The sequence below is a fragment of the Rugosibacter aromaticivorans genome, assembly GCF_000934545.1.
Taxonomy (GTDB): domain Bacteria; phylum Pseudomonadota; class Gammaproteobacteria; order Burkholderiales; family Rhodocyclaceae; genus Rugosibacter; species Rugosibacter aromaticivorans.
Genome location: NZ_CP010554.1, coordinates 1,660,075 through 1,682,654, shown reverse-complemented (window position 1 = coordinate 1,682,654; position 22,580 = coordinate 1,660,075). Strand labels below are relative to the sequence as shown.

22 protein-coding genes are annotated in these 22,580 nt (G+C 55.9%); 7 read left to right on the top strand and 15 right to left on the bottom strand.

The features are described 5' to 3' along the window. Window positions 1-5: 5 nt before the first annotated feature. The 8 genes from PG1C_RS08375 to PG1C_RS08340 form a co-directional block, all read right to left on the bottom strand. Window positions 6-557 (bottom strand): histidine phosphatase family protein, encoded by a 552-nt coding sequence (locus PG1C_RS08375; RefSeq protein WP_202634370.1) that lies wholly within the window; start codon window positions 555-557, stop codon window positions 6-8. Beyond that, on the bottom strand, window positions 542-1,321 hold the full coding sequence (locus PG1C_RS08370) for an adenosylcobinamide-GDP ribazoletransferase (RefSeq protein ID WP_237218113.1): 780 nt from the start codon (window positions 1,319-1,321) through the stop codon (window positions 542-544). Before PG1C_RS08370 ends, PG1C_RS08375 begins: the two co-directional genes overlap by 16 nt. Then, window positions 1,321-2,457: a nicotinate-nucleotide--dimethylbenzimidazole phosphoribosyltransferase gene (gene cobT / locus PG1C_RS08365; RefSeq protein WP_202634369.1), complete on the bottom strand. Its 1,137-nt coding sequence runs from the start codon at window positions 2,455-2,457 to the stop codon at window positions 1,321-1,323. Before cobT ends, PG1C_RS08370 begins: the two co-directional genes overlap by 1 nt. Window positions 2,458-2,564: 107 nt before the next feature. Then, the gene (locus PG1C_RS08360; RefSeq protein WP_202634368.1) at window positions 2,565-3,563 is read right to left on the bottom strand and encodes an aldo/keto reductase; all 999 of its coding nucleotides are present in this window, start codon (window positions 3,561-3,563) and stop codon (window positions 2,565-2,567) included. Window positions 3,564-3,986: 423 nt separating this feature from the next. Next, window positions 3,987-4,934, bottom strand: a complete 948-nt coding sequence (locus PG1C_RS08355; RefSeq protein ID WP_202634367.1) for an aldo/keto reductase — start codon at window positions 4,932-4,934, stop codon at window positions 3,987-3,989. A gap of 74 nt (window positions 4,935-5,008) precedes the next feature. After that, the gene (locus PG1C_RS08350) at window positions 5,009-5,668 is read right to left on the bottom strand and encodes a thiopurine S-methyltransferase (RefSeq protein WP_202634366.1); all 660 of its coding nucleotides are present in this window, start codon (window positions 5,666-5,668) and stop codon (window positions 5,009-5,011) included. A gap of 6 nt (window positions 5,669-5,674) precedes the next feature. Further along, the gene (locus tag PG1C_RS08345; RefSeq protein ID WP_202634365.1) at window positions 5,675-6,769 is read right to left on the bottom strand and encodes an alkene reductase; all 1,095 of its coding nucleotides are present in this window, start codon (window positions 6,767-6,769) and stop codon (window positions 5,675-5,677) included. Window positions 6,770-6,808: 39 nt separating this feature from the next. After that, complete coding sequence (locus tag PG1C_RS08340; RefSeq protein ID WP_202634364.1) at window positions 6,809-7,666, bottom strand: alpha/beta fold hydrolase; 858 nt, start codon at window positions 7,664-7,666, stop codon at window positions 6,809-6,811. A 60-nt stretch (window positions 7,667-7,726) separates the two neighbouring features. Between PG1C_RS08340 and cobU the strand changes: the two genes are divergently transcribed. Further along, window positions 7,727-8,287 (top strand): bifunctional adenosylcobinamide kinase/adenosylcobinamide-phosphate guanylyltransferase, encoded by a 561-nt coding sequence (cobU, locus tag PG1C_RS08335; RefSeq protein WP_202634363.1) that lies wholly within the window; start codon window positions 7,727-7,729, stop codon window positions 8,285-8,287. Here cobU and PG1C_RS08330 read toward each other — a convergent pair. After that, a complete protein-coding gene (locus PG1C_RS08330) occupies window positions 8,268-9,740 on the bottom strand; it encodes a cobyric acid synthase (protein ID WP_202636985.1) in 1,473 nt (490 codons plus the stop codon). The genes cobU and PG1C_RS08330 overlap by 20 nt on opposite strands. A 239-nt stretch (window positions 9,741-9,979) precedes the next feature. Here PG1C_RS08330 and cbiB point away from each other — a divergent pair, with 239 nt between their 5' ends. Beyond that, on the top strand, window positions 9,980-10,999 hold the full coding sequence (gene cbiB, locus PG1C_RS08325) for an adenosylcobinamide-phosphate synthase CbiB (RefSeq protein ID WP_202634362.1): 1,020 nt from the start codon (window positions 9,980-9,982) through the stop codon (window positions 10,997-10,999). Beyond that, the gene (gene cobD, locus PG1C_RS08320; protein ID WP_202634361.1) at window positions 10,992-11,999 is read left to right on the top strand and encodes a threonine-phosphate decarboxylase CobD; all 1,008 of its coding nucleotides are present in this window, start codon (window positions 10,992-10,994) and stop codon (window positions 11,997-11,999) included. Before cbiB ends, cobD begins: the two co-directional genes overlap by 8 nt. Here the strand turns inward: cobD and PG1C_RS08315 are convergent. From PG1C_RS08315 to PG1C_RS08300, 4 genes are all read right to left on the bottom strand, one after another. Next, window positions 11,989-13,023, bottom strand: coding sequence for a cytochrome d ubiquinol oxidase subunit II (locus PG1C_RS08315; protein ID WP_202634360.1), 1,035 nt, complete (start codon window positions 13,021-13,023; stop codon window positions 11,989-11,991). The genes cobD and PG1C_RS08315 overlap by 11 nt on opposite strands. A 1-nt stretch (window position 13,024) precedes the next feature. Next, window positions 13,025-14,365 (bottom strand): cytochrome ubiquinol oxidase subunit I, encoded by a 1,341-nt coding sequence (locus PG1C_RS08310; RefSeq protein ID WP_202634359.1) that lies wholly within the window; start codon window positions 14,363-14,365, stop codon window positions 13,025-13,027. Between the two features lie 132 nt (window positions 14,366-14,497). Beyond that, window positions 14,498-15,853, bottom strand: a complete 1,356-nt coding sequence (locus PG1C_RS08305) for an MFS transporter (protein ID WP_202634358.1) — start codon at window positions 15,851-15,853, stop codon at window positions 14,498-14,500. Beyond that, the gene (locus PG1C_RS08300; RefSeq protein ID WP_202634357.1) at window positions 15,850-16,860 is read right to left on the bottom strand and encodes an LLM class flavin-dependent oxidoreductase; all 1,011 of its coding nucleotides are present in this window, start codon (window positions 16,858-16,860) and stop codon (window positions 15,850-15,852) included. Before PG1C_RS08300 ends, PG1C_RS08305 begins: the two co-directional genes overlap by 4 nt. A gap of 143 nt (window positions 16,861-17,003) precedes the next feature. Between PG1C_RS08300 and PG1C_RS08295 the strand changes: the two genes are divergently transcribed. The 4 genes from PG1C_RS08295 (at window position 17,004) to PG1C_RS08280 (ending at window position 20,836) form a co-directional block, all read left to right on the top strand. Further along, complete coding sequence (locus PG1C_RS08295) at window positions 17,004-17,972, top strand: DMT family transporter (protein WP_202634356.1); 969 nt, start codon at window positions 17,004-17,006, stop codon at window positions 17,970-17,972. 12 nt (window positions 17,973-17,984) lie between these two features. Continuing rightward, window positions 17,985-18,932 (top strand): cobalamin-binding protein, encoded by a 948-nt coding sequence (locus tag PG1C_RS08290; RefSeq protein ID WP_202634355.1) that lies wholly within the window; start codon window positions 17,985-17,987, stop codon window positions 18,930-18,932. Window positions 18,933-18,943: 11 nt separating this feature from the next. After that, on the top strand, window positions 18,944-19,747 hold the full coding sequence (locus PG1C_RS08285; RefSeq protein WP_202634354.1) for an ABC transporter substrate-binding protein: 804 nt from the start codon (window positions 18,944-18,946) through the stop codon (window positions 19,745-19,747). Between the two features lie 114 nt (window positions 19,748-19,861). Continuing rightward, window positions 19,862-20,836, top strand: a complete 975-nt coding sequence (locus PG1C_RS08280; RefSeq protein ID WP_202634353.1) for a dihydrodipicolinate synthase family protein — start codon at window positions 19,862-19,864, stop codon at window positions 20,834-20,836. Between the two features lie 88 nt (window positions 20,837-20,924). Here the strand turns inward: PG1C_RS08280 and PG1C_RS08275 are convergent, their stop codons facing one another. Together PG1C_RS08275 and PG1C_RS08270 are read right to left on the bottom strand one after the other, a co-directional pair. Continuing rightward, window positions 20,925-21,791, bottom strand: coding sequence for a DMT family transporter (locus tag PG1C_RS08275; protein ID WP_202634352.1), 867 nt, complete (start codon window positions 21,789-21,791; stop codon window positions 20,925-20,927). 218 nt (window positions 21,792-22,009) lie between these two features. Beyond that, a complete protein-coding gene (locus PG1C_RS08270) occupies window positions 22,010-22,534 on the bottom strand; it encodes an RcnB family protein (protein ID WP_237218112.1) in 525 nt (174 codons plus the stop codon). Window positions 22,535-22,580: the final 46 nt, after the last annotated feature.

Genomic DNA, 22,580 nt, shown 5'->3' with positions numbered 1-22,580 from the left:
TTTTGTTAACGCGCGCTTGTTTTCCGTGGTTCAGTGCTGTCTAACCTAACACGCACCACGCTGCCAAAACCGAATTTAAGCGCCATCCATTCTGCAGGCGCCAGCCCGTGGGCTAGCCCGACAATCACTTTCATCACGCCTGCATGCGTCACCAGCGCCGCATGAGTGGTTTTTTGAGCACATTGTTCTGCCAGAAAATCATGCACCCGCATTTGTAATTCATTGACAGACTCGCCTTGTGGTGGCGTATAGCCTGTGGGGTTTGCAGCCCAGGCGGTAAGTGCGGCTCGGTCAAGTGTTTCCCACGCGTGCATTTCCCAGTCGCCAAAATTTAATTCTTGCAGGCGTGGATCGCACAGGGGCGCCGGATGTAATGCTTCAGCCAGCAGACGACACCGCGTCAATGGGCTGGTAAAAAGCGTCAAGCCGGGCGGCAGTTGCGTCTGGATCGTAATGGCGATTGCCTTGGGGTCGTCGCGCAAGGGTAAATCCGTTACGCCGTAGCAAATGCCCTCATTCACCTGTGGCGGCGGGTGCCGGATCAGGTAAAGCTGCATAAGAGGCCCAGGTAAAAAGCCAGCTCGGCAATCTGTTGTGTTGCACCGAGGCAATCGCCCGTGTAGCCGCCGATGCGACGAACAAAATAGCGTGCGGCAAGCCAGGTGCATAAAGCCACGGCGAGAAGCGCAACCAGTAGATTGCTTGCAGGCAGCAGCACACAGGGCGCCAAGCCAGTGAGTGCGGCAATCAATAGCTCATGGGGCGCCATGCGCACTGCCAGCGGCTTGGCTTTTGCTGTAGCATCCTCGCGCACATAATCCAGCGTGAAAATCAGGCTGGTGGCTGCCAGCCGCGATATGGCGTGCGCGGCAACCAAAGTCAGGCCAAGCGTTAACGTATCAAACGTGGCATCAATCTCAACAAGTGCATTCCATTTCGCCAGCAGCAGCAGCGCCACGCCTACGGTCGCATAGCTGCCGACCCGTGAATCTTTCATGATGGTGAGCACGTGTTCCTTATCCCAGCCACCACCGAAGCCATCGCAGGCATCGGTAAAGCCATCTTCATGAAAGGCGCCGGTGACTAACACACTCGCGGCCATGCCGAACATAACAGCGACAGATACCGGCAGAATCATCGCGGCGACAAGTGTCACGGTGGCCGCTATCAGACCAACCAGTGTACCTACCAGCGGAAAATAACGTGCGGCGTGGTTGAGTTGATCCTGACTATGATCCACCCAGGCGGGAGTCGGCAAGCGGGTAAAAAAGCGCAACGCCGCGAAAAAATAAACCAGTTGTGCGCGGATTTTTATAAACATCAGGCTCGGCTCACGCCCGCTGAATCAAAGCTTGCCATCTCATTTAAAAAAGCGCAGGCCGCGTTAAGTAATGGCAAAGCCAAGGCGGCTCCCGTGCCTTCGCCCAAACGCATGCCCAGATCAAGCAGGGGCTCGCCATTTAGCCAGGCGAGTTGCAGCCGGTGTCCGGCTTCATTCGAGCAATGTGAGAACACGCAATAGTCGAGAATTTCTGGTGCAATTTTTGCTGCCACCAGCAGGGCACTCGTGACGATAAAACCATCAATCACTAGTACCATGCCCGCTTTGGCCGCCGCCAGCATGGCACCACTGAGTAAAGTGATTTCAAAACCGCCAAAACGCGCAAGGATATGTAATGCCGCGACTCCGGGATCAGCTTCGCCATCTTCATGGTTGCTGCGCTCTGCCAGCGAACCCAGCGCTGGCCGCTGCGGCCAGATAGCGATGGCTTGAGCCAGCAACGCGCGCTTGTGCGTGAGCCCCGCATCGTCCAGCCCGGTGCCACGACCAATCACCTCAGCCAAAGGCAGGCCGGTCAGGCAATGCGTGAGCAGCGAAGCGGAGGCCGTATTGCCAATACCCATTTCGCCAAAGCCCAGCGTGTTACATCCTGTAGCCGCCAGATCACGCACGATCGCGGCACCGCGTTGCATGGCATCCATGCATTGCGCGAGACTCATGGCCGGGCCTGCAAGATAATTCGCCGTACCACCAGCGCCGATTTTTGCGTCGATCAATCCAGCACGTGGGCCAAAGTCATGCGCCACGCCGGCATCGGCAATCAGTAACTGTGCATTGACTTGCCGCGCCAGCACATTGATTGCGGCGCCTCCCGCTAAAAAATTTTCTACCATTTGCCAGGTGACTTCTTGCGGATACGCTGACACCCCGGCTTTGGCTGCGCCGTGATCTCCTGCTGCGACAAGAATATGAGGCTGCACGATGCATGGCGCGAGCGTGTGCTGAATCAAGCCGATTTGCAAGGCCAGGTTTTCCAGCCGTCCGAGCGCCCCCAGCGGTTTGGTTTTGCCATCGATTTTTGCTTTTAAGGCTGCGGCCAGCGCGCGGTTGAGCGGGGCAACATGGGATAAATCGTGCGGTAATTCAGCTAAGTCAGATAAGTGAGAGGAGGGCATGAGCAGTCAGCGAGAAATTAAGCGCTGATTATCCTCGATTCATGCGCCCTCGATGTGCAATGATTGTGCGGCAGAGATGCGTGAGGGCAACGTTATTTGCGACTGCATCAACCGCGCTCCACCCCCACCATGCCAGCCTCAGGATAACGGGTGCCGATCACGCGTTCCGGCAAGAACAGTTCATCCAGCGTAGCAAGCTCATCGCTAGTGAGCGTGATGGCCGAAGCCGCCACGTTTTGCTCCAGATAGCGCACCTGGCGGGTGCCGGGAATAGGCACCACGTGCGGATGTTTATTCAATAACCAGGCAAGCGCCAGCTGCGCGTTGGTCACCCCGCGCACTTCTGCCAACTGATGCAGACTTTCCACCAGCGCACGGTTAGCCACTTCGGCATCGCCTTGAAAGCGCGGGTTGAACTTACGAAAATCATTCTCTGCCAAGGTGTCGCTGCGCACCGTGCCGGTGAGAAAAGCGCGGCCCAACGGGCTGTAAGCCACAAACGTGGCGCCTAGTTCAGCACACGCTTCTAGCAGGCCGTTTTCAGGTTCGCGTGACCACAAGGAATATTCACTCTGTACCGCCGCCACCGGGTGCACAGTGCAGGCTCGACGTAAGGTGGCAATGGAGACTTCCGACAATCCAATCTGCTTAACTTTGCCTGCATGCACCAGATCGGCCATTGCACCCACCGTGTCTTCAATCGGCACATCCGGGTTACGCCGGTGGCAATAATAAAGATCGATCTCATCCACCCCCAGGCGCTGTAAAGAAGCCTCGCAAGCGGCGCGCACATAGGCCGGGCTGTTGTCGATGCGCCGCTCGTACTTGCCTGCTTCGCGCACGATGCCAAATTTGGTAGCGACAACCACCCGCCGTCGACGCGCTGCACCACCTTGCTTGAGAAACTGTCCCAGCAAGGTTTCGTTATGGCCCAGACCATAGGTGTCAGCCGAATCAAAGAAATTGACACCAAGCTCCAGCGCGCGGTTGAGCGTGGCGAGCGATTGTTGATCATCGCTGGGGCCATAAAATTCGCTCATGCCCATGCACCCCAAGCCTACTTCGGAAATCGGTACGGCGGCTTGGCCTAAGATACGTTGTTTCATCGAGGTCTCCTCATGATCAAACAGGCCGAGTTAGCTCGCGGCCAGATTCACCATCACCATGTAGTTATTGACTATGCCACGGCCTTGATTGCGCATCAAGCAGGTGGGTGATTGAGCAGTGGTCAGAGTTACATTCAAACGGCAGCACAAGTACAACGCAACATCACTAGATGGTTTAACAGGATAGCGGATATGCGCCAAAAAGTCGGCGCTAGTGAGACGGCGAGAAAATAATTCTGGCAGTGAAAAAGACGATGCTAAGACTTTTGTGTAGATCGTATGGGTTGCCAAATTAACTATCTTTCTTGACAACGTTGACAACGTAATGTGCTCGAAACTTCAACATGGTTGACGAATGTTGTACGCATGGATCATGCGATGGCGATTTGAGCATGAAACGGTAAAGTCCATCTCCCGGCCAGATCAGGCATCACTAGCCTGATTGAGCATGTCAATAGACACCTGATCCAAACTAATTTCCGTTGCACGAATCAGCCCCTGCAACTGCGTCAGCGAAGTGGCGCTGGCGATGGGGGCGGTGATCGTAGGGCGTGCCATTAGCCAGGCCAGCGCAATGACGGCGGGGGTTGTTTCTTTCTCTTTTGCCACTGTGTCGAGTGCAGAAAGAATACGCAGACCGCGGGTATCGAGATAGCGTTTGACCAGGCCGCCGCGTGCGGATGTGCAATCGGCTTCGCTGCGATATTTGCCGGTGAGAAAGCCACTGGCAAGCGCGAAATAAGGGATCACACCCAAGCCGTGTTTCTGGCAAACAGCTTCTAAACCTGCTTCGTATGCTGCACGGTCATACAGGTTATAGAGTGGTTGCAAACTCTGGTAGGCGGGCAGGCCAGTGTTTTTGCTGACTTGCAGCGCCTCTTCCAGCCGCTCTGGCGTGTAGTTGGAAGCGCCGATCACGCGCACTTTGCCTTGTTTGATGAGCTGATCAAAGGCTTCCAGCGTTTCTGTCAGCGGCGTTTGTGTATCATCGATGTGTGCCTGATACAGGTCGATATAGTCGGTCTGCAAGCGGCGTAGCGAAGCTTCCACCGCTTTGAAAATATAGGCTTTCGATAAGCCCTGCTGGCTTTCTCCCATGTCCATGCCGACCTTGGTGGCAAGAATCACCTGGCTGCGGTTGCCGCGCGCCTTCATCCATTTACCGAGGATGGTTTCCGATTCGCCACCCTGGTTGCCGGGAATGAAGCGTGAGTAAACGTCGGCGGTATCAATGAAATCAAAACCGGCCGCCATAAATGCATCGAGTATTTCGAAAGACTTGGCCTCATCCAGGGTCCAACCAAAGACATTGCCGCCAAACATGAGTGGGGCGACTTTGATATTGGAATGTCCTAAATTTCTCTTTTGCATGATTTTTCCTTTATTTTCGGGCGAACCCTGTTTTTTCTTTACTGCGCGGCGTTCCACCAGCGCCGACTTTTTGCCTAGGACGGGTAGCGCAGGCGAAAGGCTTTTTCGTGCAGACGGGTGAGGCCGCGTTGTTTAAAGCGGGGTTCGTTGTCGAGCACATCGGCTTCGGCTAAAAATGTGACTTCGCTGGCGGTGCCGAAAAGGGCGTGGACTTCGGCTTCTTCCACACTGAAGGGGGGCCCGTCCATTTGTTCTTGCGGGTAGGCAAAGCACACCAACAGCGTTTGCGTGCCGGACGGCAGAATTTTTTGCATGTGGCGGGCGTAATCGCGGCGCATGGCGGGGGGCAGTGCCACGAGTGAGGCACGGTCAAATACGCCCGCAACGCCTGCCAGATCTGCCGCGGTGAGCTTGAAAAAATCGCCGCAAAAAATACGGATACCCGAACATTCATATAGCGTGAGTTCACCATGTTGCGTGATGATGGCCGTGAGCTGGTTCTCCTTGAAAAAATCTTCAACGGCAAGCTTGCTTAACTCAACGCCAATGACATCAAGGTCTTGATCGCGTAGCCAGAGCAAATCACGACTTTTGCCGCACAGAGGGACAAACACCCGGCTGCCTTGCTTGATGTCCAAGCTGGGCCAATATTTTGGCAAAAAAGGATGAAACCGGCTTTGGTGAAATCCAATTTCATTCTTTTCCCAGCGTTCGTGCCAAAAGCTGCTTTCCATTAGTGTTTACTCCGCAAGAAAAGGGTAATCGGTATAGCCTTTTTCATCTCCACCGTAAAAAGTTGCGACATCAGGCGTGTTAAGCGCAGCGCCTGTAGCAAAGCGGCGGGGCAAGTCAGGGTTGGCCAGAAAAGGCACGCCAAAAGCGACCATGTCAGCGCGGCCATCGGCCAGGACGGCATTGCCACGGGTTAAATCGTACCCGTAGTTGGCCATGTAAAGTCCTTTCCAGATGCCACGCAGTTTGAATAAATCAAACGCGGGGCCGGCCGCACCGGGTTTGTCAATGCCCATTTCGGCAATGTGCAAATAAGCCAGGCCAAAACGGTTGAGCGCTTCAACGGCGTAACTAAAGGTGGCCTCGGGGTTGGTATCACGTATGTCGTTAAAGGGACCCAAGGGCGAGAGACGAATGCCGACGCGGTTAGCGTTCCATACGCTACACACCGCATCTGTTACTTCCAGCATGAAGCGTGCGCGATTGGCGATCGATCCACCATAAGCATCGGTGCGCTGGTTAGTGCCATCACGCAAAAATTGATCTACCAGGTAGCCATTGGCGCCGTGAATTTCCACACCGTCAAACCCGGCTTCTAACGCACATTGTGCCCCGTGACGGAACATCTCGATAATGCCGGGAATCTCTTCCAGCGTGAGTGCATGGGGTGTTTCAAATGCTTGCATGCCAGTATAAGTGAGTGTTTCGCCTACCGGCTTGATGGCTGAAGGCGCGACCGGCAACATGCTATTGGGCAACAAGGATTTATGCGAGGCGCGTCCGCAATGCCATAGTTGCAGAAAAATACGCCCGCCTGCGGCATGCACAGCATCCGTCACTTGGCGCCAACCTGCCACTTGCTCTGGGCTGTAAATGCCAGGCGTACCCGGATAACCAACTGCTTCAGGAGAAACAATGGCGCCTTCGGTAATGATGAGCCCGGCGCTGACGCGTTGGCGGTAGTACTCGACATTCAGGGCGTGCGGCTCATTTTTTTCTCCTGCACGGTTGCGCGTCATGGGTGCCATCGCCATGCGGCTTTTCAGCGCATAAGGGCCGAGTTGAATGGGTGAAAATAAATTGATGTTTTTTGCAGTAGTCATGATTTTTTTAATAAGGATGAAAGAGAGAGTTCGGTAGCGTCACGCTTGATCCAAGCCGCCATCAAAAAATAATTTTACCAGATTGTTAAAGGCCTTGCGCTGTTCGATTTGTATCCAATGGCCGCACTGGCTGAACACGTGCAGTTGTGCGCGAGGCAGGTGCTTGACCATGTATTCGGATGTTGTGAGCGGGATGAAGAAATCCTCCCGCGCATGAGTGGCCAGTATGGGGTTGGTAATTTTTTGTAATTTTTCGGGCGGCAGAACAAAGGCGTCAATATGCGTTTGCGTGTCACCCGGGAACATCGCCTCGAACTGAAGGCGTACGCTGTCCTGCATCACGAACTGATAGCGATTTTCCGCGATGGCATCCACATCGCCGCCGAGGATATCCGGATTATGCAAAAACTTGCGCACCAGAAAAGCCAGTTCTTCCTTGGTGCCCTTGGTGTAATAACCCCAGCCGCGCTTTAAGCCTTCGGTCGCGGTAAAGGGCGCGCCCACCGCTCCCATTAACACGACATGATCAAAGCGGTTTGGGTAACGATTCACCAAATGCATGGCCACGCCACCGCCCATGGAATTTCCCACCAGGTGCACTTTTTCCAGATTCAGTGCATCAAGAAAAGCAACCATCTGCGCAACCCAGATTTCTATCCAGGCAGCGGCGCCTTGTGGCGGATTCGGGTAGGTGCTGAGTCCAAACCCCGCAAGGTCGGGCGCAAAGCAGTGATAAGTTTCACCCAGAAAAGGCAGAGCGAACTGCCAGTTGGACATCGCGTTCGCACCCGGTCCCGAGCCATGGAGCAATAAGATGGGTGCGGCATCCGGTGCCCCGCTTTCGTGAAAGGAGGTGTTAAAACTGCCGGTGCGTATTTGGTCCTGCTTGCTATCCATTATTTTCTCCGTATGATTCTTGAATTATCGTGCACTATACCAATAGGCGATAATATATGGATGGTAGAACTCATCATCGGTGGTGCCCGTTCGGGCAAGAGCGCGCTGGCAGAACAGCGTGCAGAAGCATCACAGCGTGCAGAAGCATCACAGCGTGCAGTGATTTATATTGCTACAGCCCAGGCGAAGGATGCAGAAATGGTCGAGCGCATTGCTCATCATCAGGCACGGCGGCCAGCCGACTGGCTTCTGGTGGAAGAGCCGTTGCAGTTGGTCACTGTGCTCAAAAAGCATGCCGCCCCTGACCGTTGCTTGTTAGTGGATTGCCTGACCTTGTGGCTATCCAATCTTTTATTTGCGCATGCTGGTAACGCTGATAAACAGCGCGACGAGTGGCTGACACAGGAAACCGTAGCGCTGTTTACTGTCTTGCCACAGCTTCCCGGTCGCGTGATTCTGGTGAGTAACGAAGTGGGGTTGGGCATTATTCCGCTGGGTGAAATTACGCGTCGTTTTGTTGATGAAGCCGGGCGCCTGAACCAGCGGGTGGCGACGTTGGCGGATCGCGTGACGTTTGTTGCGGCGGGTTTGCCGCTGGAGCTTAAAAGCCCGGCAGCGTGATTTTGGGCAGCGTCATGCTAGCGCCGAGTTTTTCCCAGTCGAGCGCGGTTTCTACAGCATCGGCCAGTCGGTCAATATCCGCTTCGCGGCGTGCAATGAAGTCAACCGGGTCGGCATCCTTCATGCCAGCCCAGGCAAGGAGTGCAGTCAGCGCTTCTGGTTGATCGAACAGGCCGTGACAGTAGGTGGCGAAGATTTTCTTGTCAGTTGAAATGACGCCATCCTGGCGGCCATCGCTAAAGCGCACGGCGGGGTTTTGCAACGCTTCGCCTTGTCCTTGTGTTACACCCATATGAATTTCATAGCCCACCATGACAGGGTTGCCAGAGAGTTGCAAGCAGCCAGTGACATTACGCAACTGCTTTTCTGCTTTCAGCGTGGTCTCCATCGCCAGCAGGCCCAGGCCCGGCTGGCTGTTGGGCAAGCCTTCCAGCCCCTGTGGGTCATGCAACATTTGCCCCAGCATTTGAAAACCGCCGCAAAGACCGATGAGTTTGCCGCCGTAGCGTAAATGACGCTCTATGGCAATGTCATGGCCTTGTTCGCGCAACCAGTTTAAATCTGCTTGCACTGCTTTTGAGCCGGGGAGCACAATCAAATCGCATGGCGGCAACGCTTGTTCGGGGGCAAGCCAGGTGAAGTCAACTTCCGGATGCAGGCGCAGCGGGTCAAGATCATTGTGGTTCGAGCAACGCGGATAAGCGATGGCAACAGCTTTCAGACGCGTGTTGGTTTTGGCATGGCTTTCCGTAGCGATGGCATCTTCCGCATCCAGCATCAGGCCATGCAGATACGGCAGCACACCGAATACGGGCTTGCCGGTGCGCGCCTCCAACCACTCAAGGCCCGATTCGAGCAGACGGATGTCGCCGCGAAAACGGTTGATGACAAAGCCTTTCACGCGTGCTTGCTCGCTGGGTGAGAGCAGTTCCAGCGTGCCGACCAGATGGGCGAAAACGCCCCCGCGATCGATATCGGCAATCAAAATCACCGGCACGTCGGCGGCCTCGGCAAAGCCCATGTTGGCGATATCGCGATCACGCAAATTGATTTCTGCAGGGCTCCCGGCGCCTTCAACAATCACACAGTCGAATTCTTCCACCAGCCGTTGCCAGCTTTGCATCACGGCAGTCATGGCCACGCGTTTGTAGTCGTGATAAGCACGTGCATCTAGCGTATCTATCGCATGGCCGTGAATGATCACCTGGGCGCGGCGGTCTGTCGTGGGTTTGAGTAACACGGGATTGAAGTCAATGCGTGGCGCGATGCCAGCAGCCTGCGCTTGCAAGGCCTGCGCGCGGCCAATCTCGCCGCCATCACTGGTGACGGCGGAATTCAAGGCCATGTTTTGCGGCTTGAACGGCGCGACCTTCACACCACGGCGATGGAGAACGCGGCACAGGGCAGCAACGAGGGTGGTCTTGCCTGCGTCCGACGTACAACCTTGAATCATGAGGGAAGTAGCCAAGCTACTTCCCTCATTGCGGCTCGATGTGCTCCCCCTCCCGACCTCCCCCTCCGGGAGGGGATGCGCATGCGCATCCCTTTGGGGAAACAATGTGCTCCCCCTCCCGACCTCCCCCTCCGGGAGGGGGAGGTGACTAATTTGTTCTGTCTGAAGGTCGGAATGGATGGGATGTGTCGCGAGGTCGTTACAATTCGTGGCTGTTTTCTTCATATTCCGATTATCCCATGCTGGATATTTTTCCCGCCTTGCCTGTGGCGATGGCGGCTGGTGTTTTGCTTGATCGCCTGCTTGGTGAGCCGCGTCGTTTTCATCCGCTGGTCGGGTTTGGCGCGGTGGCTAATCGAGTCGAAAGTCTTCTGCGGCAAGGTGCGCCGGGGCATCCGTTGTTCAACCGCGTACGCGGCTTGCTGGGCTGGTTGTTGCTGGTGGTGCCCGTTGTTGCGTTGATAGCGGCGCTGGCGATTTTTTGCGGGCGGCAAACGTGGGGTGGTGCGGTGGATATTGCGCTGCTTTATTTCGCGCTGGGTGCGCGTAGCCTTGTTCAGCACGGCGAGCAGGTTGCCCGCGATCTGGCCGCGAATGATCTCGCCGCGGCGCGCGCACATGTCGGCTGGATGGTGTCGCGCGATACATCATCGCTTGATGATGAAGGCGTTGCCCGCGCCGCCGTCGAATCGATTTTGGAAAATGGCAACGATGCCGTGTTTGGTGCGCTGTTCTGGTTTTGTATTGCCGGCGGTGCGGGTGCGCTGCTGTTTCGCTTGGCTAATACATTGGATGCGATGTGGGGTTATAAAGACACGCGGCGGATTTATTTCGGCTGGGCGGCAGCGCGCATCGACGATATGCTGAATTTGATTCCGGCGCGGCTGACAGCGCTGACCTATGCTGTGCTTGGCGACACACGCACGGCGCTGGTGTGTTGGCGCACGCAGGCGGGCGCCTGGGCCAGCCCGAATGCCGGGCCGGTGATTGCTGCGGGCGCGGGGGCGATTGGCGTGCAGCTCGGCGGTGCGGCGATGTATCACGGCGAGTACGAGATGCGGCCAAAGGTCGGCGCTGGTAAAGCAACTGCGCTAGAAGGCGGTCGAGCAAGAAACGCTCTCCTCGCCGTAGCGGATGGTGAGACGGCGAATGCGGTTCATATCCAGCGTGCGCTGGCGCTGGTTGTTCGTGGACAGTGGGTTTGGGTGGCTGTGGTTACGATATTTATTACGATAGTTGCGGTGATTAATCATGCTTGAACATGGCGGCCGCTTGCGTGTGGCGAGTCAGCATTACGGTATCGCGCTGGCTGATTGGGTTGATCTATCCACCGGTATCGCCCCATGGCCTTACCCGGTGCCGGAGATTCCCTTATCGGCCTGGCAACGTTTGCCCGAGGATGACGATGGCCTGGTTGACGCCGCGCAGAACTATTATGGCGCAGCAAACATTTTGCCGCTGAATGGCTCGCAAGCGGCGATTCTTGCCTTGCCGCGCTTGCGTTCGGCAGGCACAGTGGCCGTGCTCGCCCCGAGTTATGGCGAATATGTCCCGGCTTGGCGGGCAGCGGGGCACCGGGTGATTGAATGCGCGGCGGAAGATTTACTGAAACAAGACGGTGACGCGGTAGACGTGATTATGCTGGCCAATCCGAATAATCCTGACGGCCGCTGCTTTTCTCGCGCGGTGCTGCTTGCCCTGGCCCGGCGGCTGTCAGAACATCACGGCTGGCTGATTGTCGATGAAGCCTTTGCCGATGTCGATGACGAGAATTCGCTGGCGAACATGGCCGGAATGGCAGGTGCTGAAAATCTGATCGTTTTACGCTCTCTTGGAAAATTCTTTGGTCTGGCGGGGGCACGCGTCGGTTTTTGCATCGCCGCTCCTGCGTTGTTGGCGCGTTTGCAAGAAGCGCTCGGCCCGTGGCCGCTGGCGCATCCTGCGCGCTTGATTGCAAAAGCCGGCTTTGGTGATACGGCGTGGCAGGCCGCGCAGAAAGAGAAATTGCGCGCTGCGAGCGGGCGCCTTGCCACACTGCTCACGACAAATGGTTTGCCGCCCAACGGCGACACAGCGTTATTTCAGTATGTGCAATACAACGATGCCGTAGCGCTGTATGAACGCCTCGCGCAGCGCGGCATCCTCGTGCGCTATTTTGCAGAACCTTCCGCGCTGCGCTTCGGTCTGCCGGAAAGTGAAGCAGCCTGGGCGCGCCTGGAAAATGCCCTGGGACAGTGCGGTTGCCCCGCTAATAGCTGAGCGTAGTGGCTTTGCCCCAGAAAACGCGATAAGCATAAACGGTGTATCCAATGATCACAGGAAACACGACGACGACGCCATAGAAAATGAATAATAGGGATTCGGGTGCACTTGCAGCCTGCCAAATCGTCATGCGATCAATGACCAGCCAGGGAAAAATGCTATAGGCCAAACCATAAAAGGAGAGCAGGAAAATGCCAACCGTGCAGGCAAAGGGAACAGATGCGCCATACTGATTGTTTTGCGCAAATCTGACGGGCAGACGCGCCAGGCTCCGCGCGATAACACCGAATAAAACCAGCGTCATGGCGGGGATGGGGAGCAGCATCAACACATTCGGGAAACTGAACCATTTGTCAAAAATTCGGGAGCTGACCCAGGGTGTTGCGGCTGATATGGCCAACACGCCTGCCGCTGTCAGCCACAGGCTTCCCTTGGCCCATTTCACTGCCTTATATTGCAAAGGACCTTCGGTTTTCATGATCAACCAACCAGCCCCTAACAAGCGGTATCCGGCGATCAAGCAAAAGCCAATGAGCGCGCTGAATAGATAGCTGCTTAATTCTTCTCGAAATCCCGTGATGAATTGGCCCAGCATGAAACCTTGCGACCAGGATGCGAGCAGCGAACCGGCATAAAAAACGTGATCCCAAAGCGGTTGATGGTGTGCTTTTGCTTTCACACGAAAATCAAAGGCCACGCCACGCAGGGTTAAGGCGACGAGCATTAATGCAACGGGTAAATACAGAGCACCCAGGATCACACCGTGCGCCAATGGAAAGGCGACCAACAAGATGCCAATGCCCAGCACTAACCACGTTTCATTGGCGTCCCAAAAGGGACTGATGCTGGAAATCATGGTGTTTTTTTGATTGATGTCATCGGCTTTTCTGAGCAGCATGCCAACGCCGAGATCGTATCCATCCAAAATCACATACGCCAGGATTGAGAGCGCCATCACCAGGGCAAACACCAACGGTAGCCAGCCGGCTTGTATGAGCAGATTTACCCCAAATTCAGACATGTTATGCTCCTTGCAGATGCTGTTCGGTAAGATCGTTTTTGTGGGTGGCTTTATTGGCTAAATGAAAAATCACGGAAATATAAGAGGTTAATAAAGCGACATAGAGCGAGAGGTAGATTGCCAAGGTAAGGGCAATGTTTTTAGCGGGCACGGCAGAAGCAGCCTGTGCCGTGGTCAGCACGCCATAAACCAGCCAAGGCTGCCTGCCAATTTCGGTCACATACCAACCCGACTCCAGTGCAACCCACCCAGCAAAGGTCATCGCCACCAGCATTTTTGCCGACAGCACATTGATATCTTTCCTGGTGCGGATTTGCCACACCACGAACCAACTGACCGCAAGCATCAGCAGGCCAACCCCCACCATCATCCTGAAGGCAAAGAAAATAGGGGCGACGGGTGGGTGTTGATCACCGAATGCCTTGATGCCCTTGATCTCGCCATTCCAATCATGGGTCAGGTAAAAAGAGGCGAGTTTGGGAATGGCTAACTCATAATGATTGGACTGCGTTGCAGCGTCGGGAATAGCGATAAGCACGGCAGGTGCACCTGTTTGCGTGTCCCAGAGGCCTTCCATCGCCGCAATTTTTGCGGGCTCATGCTCAAGCGTATTGAGGCCATGCAGGTCGCCTACGATAATTTGCAGGGGGATCAGGATAGCGGCCACAAACACGCCCGTCCGTAACGTTGCCATGACGTCCCTGGCTTTGTCATTTTTCAGCCAGCGGTACGCGCTAATGCCTGTGAGCAAAAATGCGACTGTTAACCCTGAGGCAATGAGCATGTGGGTCAGGCGATAGATGAACGAAGGGTTAAAAATAACCTCCAGCCAACTGGTGACATGGGCTTGTCCGTTGATCATCTCGTAGCCTGCGGGCGTATGCATCCACGAGTTGAGTGCCAAAATCCAAAATGCAGAGGTTGTGGTACCGGCAGCAACCAGGAAGGTGGCTGCCGTATGGACGCTTTCGCTCACACGCCCTCGACCAAATAGCATGATGCCCAGCATGGTGGCTTCTAAAAAGAATGCCGTTAAAACTTCATAAGCGAGCAGAGGGCCTGCCACATTCCCGACGGTGTTCATGAAACCCGGCCAGTTAGTGCCAAACTGAAAACTCATGGTGATGCCGCTGACCACACCCAGTGCAAAAGTCAGCGCAAATATCTTGACCCAAAATTGATAGGCATCCATCCAGTGGGATTGTTTTGTGGCGACAAAGCGGATTTTAAAGAACAGCAAAAACCAACCCATGCCAATGCTGATCGTCGGAAAGAGGATATGAAAGGACATATTGGCCGCAAACTGGATGCGCGCTAATACAATGGGATCTAGTGATTCCATAGGTCTGGCCGCCTTTTCCTGCTAAAAATAAAAAACATTATGCGCTTAAAAAAGTCGGCGCTGGTGATACGGTGATGCGATATCGACGCGGTGTGCAAGGAATAATTTGATCAAGTGTTCCAGTTGCACGCTTTATGTTGCAGCGATTTTTTGGGTGCGTATCATCAGCACGCCCAAGAGGGCCAATAGCAACGGCACAGTAAGCGCGTAATAAAAACCAGCGACACCGCCCACTTTAAGGCACCAGCCACCCAGCGCCGCACCGACGATCGAGCCCGTGCGTCCCATGCCGATGGCCCAGCCAGCGCCGGTTGCGCGCAGCTCAGTGGGGTAGGCTTCGATCACCACATAATTGAGTGCGATTTGTGGCAAACCAATGCCCACGCCGGCTGCACCGATGAGGAAAAATACCAGCGCCCAGTGGATGTTTTCCGCGAGGTTACCTGCCAACCCCAGCCCGAAGGCAACGGCAATACCAAAGGCGAGTGTGGTGGTCAAGAGCAGACGCACAGGTTTTTTCGGCAGGTAATACGCCATGAACAAGCAAAAGAATATGGCCGGGCTATTGACGATAACCGTCCCGAGGGCCGCCTGTTCGGGCGGCAGCCCGGCGGTTTTGAGCACGGTGGGCAGCCACAGCAACAGCATGAACCAGGCGGCCCAGTTGCAGAAATAGGTCATCCAGACGGCGAGTGTATTGCGCAAAAACCGAGAATTGATCAGCGTTCTAAACGAGGCACGTACAGTTTTTTCGGGGGCGATGAACGAAGCTGCTCGTAGGGTGGCTTTATCAAGGGCAGGCATTATTTTGCCCAGTAGAACAGCAATTTTTTGCCGATGCCGCGGCAGGTCTTGCACGGCCAGAAAGGAGGGTGACTCAGGCAAGTGCGCATAGAGAATGAGCAGATAAACCAGCGGCAAGATGCCGCCGACCATAAAAATTCCCTGCCAGCCGATGTGCGACAGGAGCCGCGCACCCAAGAGGCCGCCGCCAATGGCGCCGGTAGGTAAGCCCAGCAACACCCCGGTGATCACCAGTCCGCGGTGTCGCGCCGGGGCAAACTCGCTCACCAGCGAGAGCACGGCGGGCACCGCACCGCCCATGCCTAGCCCGGTAAAAAAGCGGGCGAGAAAAATTTCAGCGGGGGAGTGGGCAAAGCCTGTCGCCACTGAAAAAATACCGAACACCAAAACGGCGAGCAGAATGGTCAGGCGACGACCGATGCGGTCGCCCAGTGAGCCGAGACTTATGGCCCCTAACGCCATGCCAACGGTACCCGCGACAATAAGCGGGGTGAGCTCGCTGGGGCCAAGATGAAAGGCGCTGGCAATGGCCGGGCCTGTGTAGGCAATGGCCTGCGTGTCAAAGCCATCGAACAGCGTGACGAAAAAACACAGCACAAAGGTTTGCCACTGAAATTTGCTGAGCGATGAGGCATCAATCAATGCGCGTGGGCCGGTCGGCAGGGGGGAAGATGAAGCTTTCATGTTTGGGGTAACGCGAAAGCCTGAGCCAGCAGTTCAGCGGTGCGCAAGCGCGCTTTGACGCTGGGGGCAACGGTGAGAATAATCAGCTCATCGGTGGCAAATTTTTCTTGCAGGGCAAGCATACGTTCAGCGACTTGATCCGGCGTGCCGATAATGCTGCGTGGCCGCTCGTTGGCGATCACCTGGCGATCACGCTCTTCATACTGCACGGATTTGGCTTCGGCGATGGTGGGCACCGGCAGGTTTTGCCCATAAGCCATGAACAGACGGCGCAAGTCGACGGCGGCGGTGAGGTCTGCCACTTCGGCCTCTGTGTCTGCCACGATGGCAAAAATCGCCACGGCGCTGCGTGGTGCGGACTCATAACCCGGTTGAAAATTATCGCGATACATTTTTGCCACCGCGTCGCCATGCTGCGCGTTGATAAATTGGGCAAAGCAGAAGGGGATGCCCACATGCGCGGCCAGTGCGCCACCAAAGTCGGACGAGCCCAGCATCCAGAGTTCCGGCCGCGTATCAATTTCCGGCTGCATCACCAACCCATGGTAGGCGTGGCCTTCAGGCACGGTGTTGGTAAATAACCAGATCAGCTCTTGCACTTGTTGGGGGAACAAGTCGCTTCTTAAACCGCCAGGCGAGACAGCGCGTGCGGTGCGTTGATCCGTTCCCGGCGCGCGACCAATGCCCAGATCAATGCGACCCGGAAATAACGCTTCGAGCATCAGAAACTGCTCGGCTACTTTCCATGACGAGTAATACGGCAGCATGATGCCGCCCGAGCCAATACGCATGCGCTGGGTGGCGCTGGCCAGCCGGGCAATCATTACCTCAGGGCACGGGTTGGCCACACTACGGGCGCCATGATGTTCGGCGCACCAGTAGCGGTAATAACCCAGTGCTTCCGCTGCCTGGGCGAAGTCAACCGTTGCGGCAATGGCGTCAGCGACACGCTGACCGGAAATCACGGGGGTTTGATCAAGGATGGAAAGCTTCGGAAGACGGGTCATGGCGGGGGTATTTAAAAAAGTCGGCGCTGGCAAGACGGCGATGATAATGGATTAGCCCGTGGATTGGCTGTCGCATGGCATGTTGATGGCTGACCTGTAGAATGAAAACAATAAAAATCTTTTAATTGCACAGGGAATTGATCATGATAAATCAAGGCGCAAAAGGCGCAGTGGGCCAACGAACTGCATGGGTATTGCTGGCGGCGGTGGTGTTTTTCTGGGGCGTGAATTGGCCGGTGATGAAGTACGGGCTGCACTATGTGCCACCACTCACCTTTGCTGCGCTGCGCATGATCATGGGCGCAATTGTGCTGGCTGCTGTCGCCGCTTGGCGGCATGAGCTACGCTTTCCGCATCGGGAAGACTGGCCCTTGGTGCTGGGTGTGGGGCTGTTGCAGATGGCCGCATTTATGGGGTTGGTCAATGTGGGTTTGCAATATGTGCCCGCTGGGCGATCTGCCATCTTGGCTTACACGACGCCACTGTGGGTTGTGCCCTTGGCCGTGCTGTGGCTAGGCGAAGCGCTGACAACATTGCGCATTGTGGGGTTGGTGCTGGGGATGGCGGGCGTGGCGGTGTTATTTAATCCGTTTGCCTTTGATTGGCATGATCCCAAAACCGTGTTGGGTAATGGCATGTTGCTGTTTGCGGCATTGTTGTGGGCGATTTTGATTGTGAAAGTGCGGGGGCATCGGTGGAAAGGCTCGCCGCTCTCGTTAATGCCCTGGCAACTGATAGTGGCAGCGTGTGCGATTGCGCCCTTTGTCTTCTTTTTTGAAGATGTCCGCACGATACAGTGGGGTGAGCCGCTGGGCTGGGTGCTGCTCTATAACGGCCCGATTGCCACCGCTTTTTGCTTTTGGGCCATGATCAGTGTGACGCGTGCGCTGCCTGCGATTACAACGAGTTTAAGCACGCTGTGTGTGCCGCTGGTGGGCTATGTGGCGGCATCCCTGGCGCTGGGTGAGGCGGTTACCTTGAGTAACAGCCTCGGCTTTGCCTTGATTCTTGGCGGGCTGATTTTTGCCACCGTCAGCGATTGGAGGAAGAATCAGGAAGCCAAAAGCGCACTTTCTGATGCAACAGTTACAACCGCCACAAACAACGACTAACGGGACGAAAGAATGAAACACTATTTTTTGGCACTGCTATGCGTTGTTAGTCACAACCTGGCATGGAGCCAAACATCTGGGCAACGTGCCGACCCGTACGCCGACCGACACGCCGGCCAACGCACTGAAGTAGGCTTGCCCTCAGCCGCCCCGGCCAAACGCATTGTCAGCCTTGCGCCGCACATTACAGAGTTGCTCTTTGCTGCGGGTGCGGGCAGTAAACTCGTCGGCAATGTGGCGTATGGCGACTATCCGCCAGCCGCTAAAGCCTTGCCCCGGGTGGGCGGCTATGCACAACTCGATCTGGAGGCTATCCTTGCCTTAAAGCCTGATCTGGTCATTGCCTGGGAGAGTGGCAACCCGCCAGCGGCGCTGGAAAAATTAAAGGCGATGGGTGTTCCTGTCTATGTCTCACAACCCAACCGCATCGAGGATGTGGCCCGCGAGATTGAGCAGTTCGGCGCGCTGGCTGGCACTGAGGCGGTGGCTAACCCGGCGGCCGCTGCGTTTCGCGCGCGCCATGCGGCATTGGCAGCGCGTTACAGCCAGCGCCCGGTGGTTGATGTGTTTTATCAAATCTGGAAGCAGCCCTTGATGACCGTGAATGACAAACAGATCATCGGCGATGCCATTCGCTTATGCGGCGGGCGCAACGTGTTTGGTTCTCTGCCCATTTTGGCGCCGACGGTGACAGTAGAAGCGGTGATCGCCGCAAACCCCGAAGTGATTGTTGCCAGCGGCATGGGCGATGAACGCCCGGAGTGGCTTAACGATTGGCGGCGCTGGAAAACGATGACCGCGGTCAAGCGCGATAACCTGTATTTCATTCCGCCACAGGAAATCCAGCGGCATACGCCGCGTCTTTTGGATGGCGCGGAAAAGCTCTGTCAGGCGTTAGATGCCGCGCGTGAAAAACGCCCAGTGAATCCACATCCGGCAAACCATCCGCGCACAAAATAAACAGGGCTTCGATGTCCCAATATTTGCCCCAGCGCATCGCCTGTTTATCCACCGAATCGGTCGAGGTGCTTTATGCCTTGGGTGAGGAAGCACGCGTTGTCGGCATCTCCGGCTTCACCACGCGGCCCGCGCGGGCGCGTAAAGAGAAACCCAAGATCAGCGGTTTTTCAACGGCGCGGATCGACAAGATTCTGGCCGTGAAACCCGATCTGGTGCTGGCGTTTTCTGACTTACAAGGCGATATCTGCCGCGATCTGGTGAAGGCGGGCATTGCCGTGCATCACTTTAATCAACGCAGCGTGGCCGAGATTTTGGCCATGATCGCAACCGTCGGGCGCCTGGTGGGCGCAGTGGATCGCGCAGCGCAACTGGTGGTCAAGCTCGAAGCGCAGATCGCCGCCGTGCGCGCGACCGCCGCCACCTTGCCGCGCCGCCCACGCGTGTATTTCGAGGAATGGGATGAGCCGATGATCAGCGGCATTCAGTGGGTGTCCGAGCTGATCACGATCGCCGGTGGCGATGACATCTTTGCCGATCTCGCGCAAAAACGCAGTGCGAGGGAGCGCATCATCGCGGAAAAGTCGGCGCTGGCGAGACGGCAGCCAGACATCGTTTTCGCCTCGTGGTGCGGCAAAAAATTTCAGCCGGCGCGCTTTGCCGCCCGCTTTGCGGGAGAGGAATTTCCGGCGCTGGCGACTGGCGAAATCCACGAAATCAAATCCGCCCATATCCTCTCGCCAGGCCCTGCTGCCATAGAAGCAGGCCTGCCCCAGTTGGCGCGTCTGATTCAACGCTGGGCGACATCGGCTGCATAAATGGCAGTTTTGCATCCGCAGCTTTGCGGTGGCACCTCGCCTCCAAAGCGAAGTAGAACGAGCGCTGATTTGTCTTCTACAATGGCCTTTTAACGCATACAAAGGGATTTACACATGTTGACCAAAGACGATATCCGCGGCATTTCTGCCATGATTCCGACACCGTGCAAAGAAGGACAGGGCGGCTGGCAGTATGAGGATTCGGTAGATCTGGGTGAAACCGCGCGCATGACCGAGTTGTTGATCTCTGCGGGCGTTGGCTCGATTGCGGCCAATGGCACTACCGGCGAATGTGCCGCGCTGACGCTGGAAGAAAAGCTCGCCTTCACGCGCACCATCGTCGAGGTCGCCCGCGGCCGGGTGCCCGTGTTTGCTGGCATCACGACGCTCGGCACCAAGGAAACAGTGCGCCAGATGAAGAAATTCCGCGAACTGGGCGTGCAGGGTGGTTTTGTCGGTTTGCCGCTGTGGCAGACGCCGACCATTACCAATTCCGTCCAGTTCTACGCCGATCTGGCCGAGGCCGTGCCGGATATGGGCCTGATGGTGTATGCCAATCCGCTGTTCTTTAAATCCACCTTTCCGGTGGAGTTCTGGGCGGGCGTTGGCAAGCATTGTCCGACGGTGATCACTTGCAAATACGTCGGCAATCTGTTTGATCCGCAGAACATGCTCAAGGATCTTCCCGCCAGCATGGATGCCGCGCCGCAGGTGCAGTTCCTGCCCATCGATTTCGCTGCGCCCATGGCCTACAACCTGGTGGGTGACCGACTCAAGGGCGTGTGGTCGACCAGTTGCGTGATGGGGCCGGAGCCCATTGTTGAATTGCAAAAGGCCATCGATGCGGGCGACAAGGCACGCATGGGCGAGATCATGCACGACCTGCATAGCCTGCCCAATGCCATTCCGGACTTCAAGGATTTGGCCAAGTACAACGTGCAGGTTGAAAAACTGCGCTGTAATGCCGCGGGTTATATCAACGCGGGTCCGTGTCGCGCACCGTATCAGGATATTCCCGACGATTGGCGGTTCGCCACCGAGTCCAGCGGCAAAGCCTGGGCCGAGCTGTGCAAGCGCAAATATCGCTGAGCAGAATTAGCCTGTGACAGGCTAGGTGCATGGCGCAAGAGCAAGCTGCTCACTCTCGCGCCACTGGTTTTAAACCACTTTAAAGTGGTTATTGGTTGCCCATAACGCCGGTAGACGTCTTGGATGTCGGCCGGTTGACCTGGTAAATCCCCAGCACGACGAGTGCGCCGCCGAGGTAAAGGCTGGGTGGCACTTTTTCGCCGAGAAACAGCGCGCCACCGATGACGGAAACCACGGGTACCAGGAAGGTATTGGCCGAGAGCGTGCTGGCCTCAACGGTGCGCACCAGATGAAACCAGATCACCCAGGAGGCGCCCAAGCCAATGATCGCGCCCCAGAGTAAGGCGCTGATGAAAGGCAGGTTCCAGACAATGGCCGTGGGCTGTTCGCCCACGGCCAGCCCCATGCAAAACAGCAGCACGCCGCCGCCAATAAAGGGGATGGCGATAAACCAATAGATCGAGCGAGGATTGTGGCGCTTGACCAGGAGCGTGCCGAAGGTCCAGCCCAGCGCGGAGAGTAAGCCCATGATCACGCCTTGCAGGGATAAGTCGCCCGTCAGCCCTTTATAGCTGATGATGGCGACACCCAGAAAGCCAAACAGCAGGCCGGTGATTTTGCGCAGGGTCAGGAGTTCATGCAACAGAAAATGCGCCAACAGCCCCACCATGATCGGCTGCGCATACAGCAAAATGGACGCGATGCCAGAGGGCAGCAATTGCACGGCGAAGGCCGAGGCACCAAAAAACAGCAGCACGTTAAATACAGTGGAAATCAGCAAGGCCTTCCAGGTGTCGCGCAGATTCAACGGCTCACCGCTATAGAACGCCAAGGCCATCAGAAACATGCCGCTGATGATGGTGCGCAAACCGGTATAGATCAGCGGTGGAGAAAACTGCATACCAAACTTCATGACGGGGTAGCCCAGACCCCAGATCAGGATCAAAATGCTCAACGAAACTTTTGGATAACGATTAATTAGATGCACAGGAAATCTCGAATGCCGCTCAAAGGGGCGCCTATGCTAACCGAAATAATTTCTCAAACGGGGCTAATGTGCGTGATGAACCCAAATAAGCTGGATTCGGCAGGTGGGTGCATTGCCGGATTGTCGGCGATGCACCCTGCACATATCAAACTGAGGTCAAACTGAAACCGGTGTGCCGACTTTTACTATCGACCCAGGTCTTCAATGGCATCAACAACCATGTTGGTGCCGACTGCAATCAGCAGAATATCCGAGGCAACCCGTACATACCGATAACCGGATGGGGGCGGACGCAAATGAACCACAACCTCGTTTGGCACAGGGTAGGACACCACAGTGCTTGGTAAAGGCGCTCCCCTGCGCCATTTTTTTGCCTGTCCGGGTGGCAGGCAACCGTTGTGCTTTTTGGCGAGTCCCGGGGGGCAATGGCCATGGTGGAATTCATCACGGTAGTAGCCACGCGCATATTCACGCTCGCGATCATCGAAATACGCATTGATTGAGATTCGTGGCGCATCGCGGGATGCTCTGTCGTAATCTCTAGGGTCATAATCCCTATCGCGCCGGTGACGTTTGTCTTTTTTTCCATGATGAAGTTTTTGGTCATCGTTCCGGTAATCTTGCTGGTCTTTCTGCGCCGAGTGGCCGTCATTACCGGCCCAAGCGGGTTTGTCGGCATGCGCTGGGCTGGCTATAAACGGTGCTGCCATGAAAAGGCCAAGTAGGCAGGCCTTTGAAAGGGATATGATACGGCCT

Coding starts and splice junctions, on each gene's coding strand:
- PG1C_RS08360 (WP_202634368.1), bottom strand. CDS start 3,563: ATGAAACAACGTATCTTAGGCCAAGCCGCCGTACCGATTTCCGAAGTA.
- cobU (WP_202634363.1), top strand. CDS start 7,727: ATGGTAGAACTCATCATCGGTGGTGCCCGTTCGGGCAAGAGCGCGCTG.
- PG1C_RS08295 (WP_202634356.1), top strand. CDS start 17,004: ATGATAAATCAAGGCGCAAAAGGCGCAGTGGGCCAACGAACTGCATGG.
- PG1C_RS08370 (WP_237218113.1), bottom strand. CDS start 1,321: ATGTTTATAAAAATCCGCGCACAACTGGTTTATTTTTTCGCGGCGTTG.
- PG1C_RS08285 (WP_202634354.1), top strand. CDS start 18,944: ATGTCCCAATATTTGCCCCAGCGCATCGCCTGTTTATCCACCGAATCG.
- PG1C_RS08350 (WP_202634366.1), bottom strand. CDS start 5,668: ATGGAAAGCAGCTTTTGGCACGAACGCTGGGAAAAGAATGAAATTGGA.
- PG1C_RS08310 (WP_202634359.1), bottom strand. CDS start 14,365: ATGGAATCACTAGATCCCATTGTATTAGCGCGCATCCAGTTTGCGGCC.
- cobD (WP_202634361.1), top strand. CDS start 10,992: ATGCTTGAACATGGCGGCCGCTTGCGTGTGGCGAGTCAGCATTACGGT.
- PG1C_RS08345 (WP_202634365.1), bottom strand. CDS start 6,769: ATGACTACTGCAAAAAACATCAATTTATTTTCACCCATTCAACTCGGC.
- PG1C_RS08270 (WP_237218112.1), bottom strand. CDS start 22,534: ATGGCAGCACCGTTTATAGCCAGCCCAGCGCATGCCGACAAACCCGCT.
- cobT (WP_202634369.1), bottom strand. CDS start 2,457: ATGCCCTCCTCTCACTTATCTGACTTAGCTGAATTACCGCACGATTTA.
- PG1C_RS08280 (WP_202634353.1), top strand. CDS start 19,862: ATGTTGACCAAAGACGATATCCGCGGCATTTCTGCCATGATTCCGACA.
- PG1C_RS08340 (WP_202634364.1), bottom strand. CDS start 7,666: ATGGATAGCAAGCAGGACCAAATACGCACCGGCAGTTTTAACACCTCC.
- PG1C_RS08290 (WP_202634355.1), top strand. CDS start 17,985: ATGAAACACTATTTTTTGGCACTGCTATGCGTTGTTAGTCACAACCTG.
- PG1C_RS08315 (WP_202634360.1), bottom strand. CDS start 13,023: ATGTCTGAATTTGGGGTAAATCTGCTCATACAAGCCGGCTGGCTACCG.
- cbiB (WP_202634362.1), top strand. CDS start 9,980: ATGCTGGATATTTTTCCCGCCTTGCCTGTGGCGATGGCGGCTGGTGTT.
- PG1C_RS08300 (WP_202634357.1), bottom strand. CDS start 16,860: ATGACCCGTCTTCCGAAGCTTTCCATCCTTGATCAAACCCCCGTGATT.
- PG1C_RS08305 (WP_202634358.1), bottom strand. CDS start 15,853: ATGAAAGCTTCATCTTCCCCCCTGCCGACCGGCCCACGCGCATTGATT.
- PG1C_RS08375 (WP_202634370.1), bottom strand. CDS start 557: ATGCAGCTTTACCTGATCCGGCACCCGCCGCCACAGGTGAATGAGGGC.
- PG1C_RS08330 (WP_202636985.1), bottom strand. CDS start 9,740: ATGATTCAAGGTTGTACGTCGGACGCAGGCAAGACCACCCTCGTTGCT.
- PG1C_RS08355 (WP_202634367.1), bottom strand. CDS start 4,934: ATGCAAAAGAGAAATTTAGGACATTCCAATATCAAAGTCGCCCCACTC.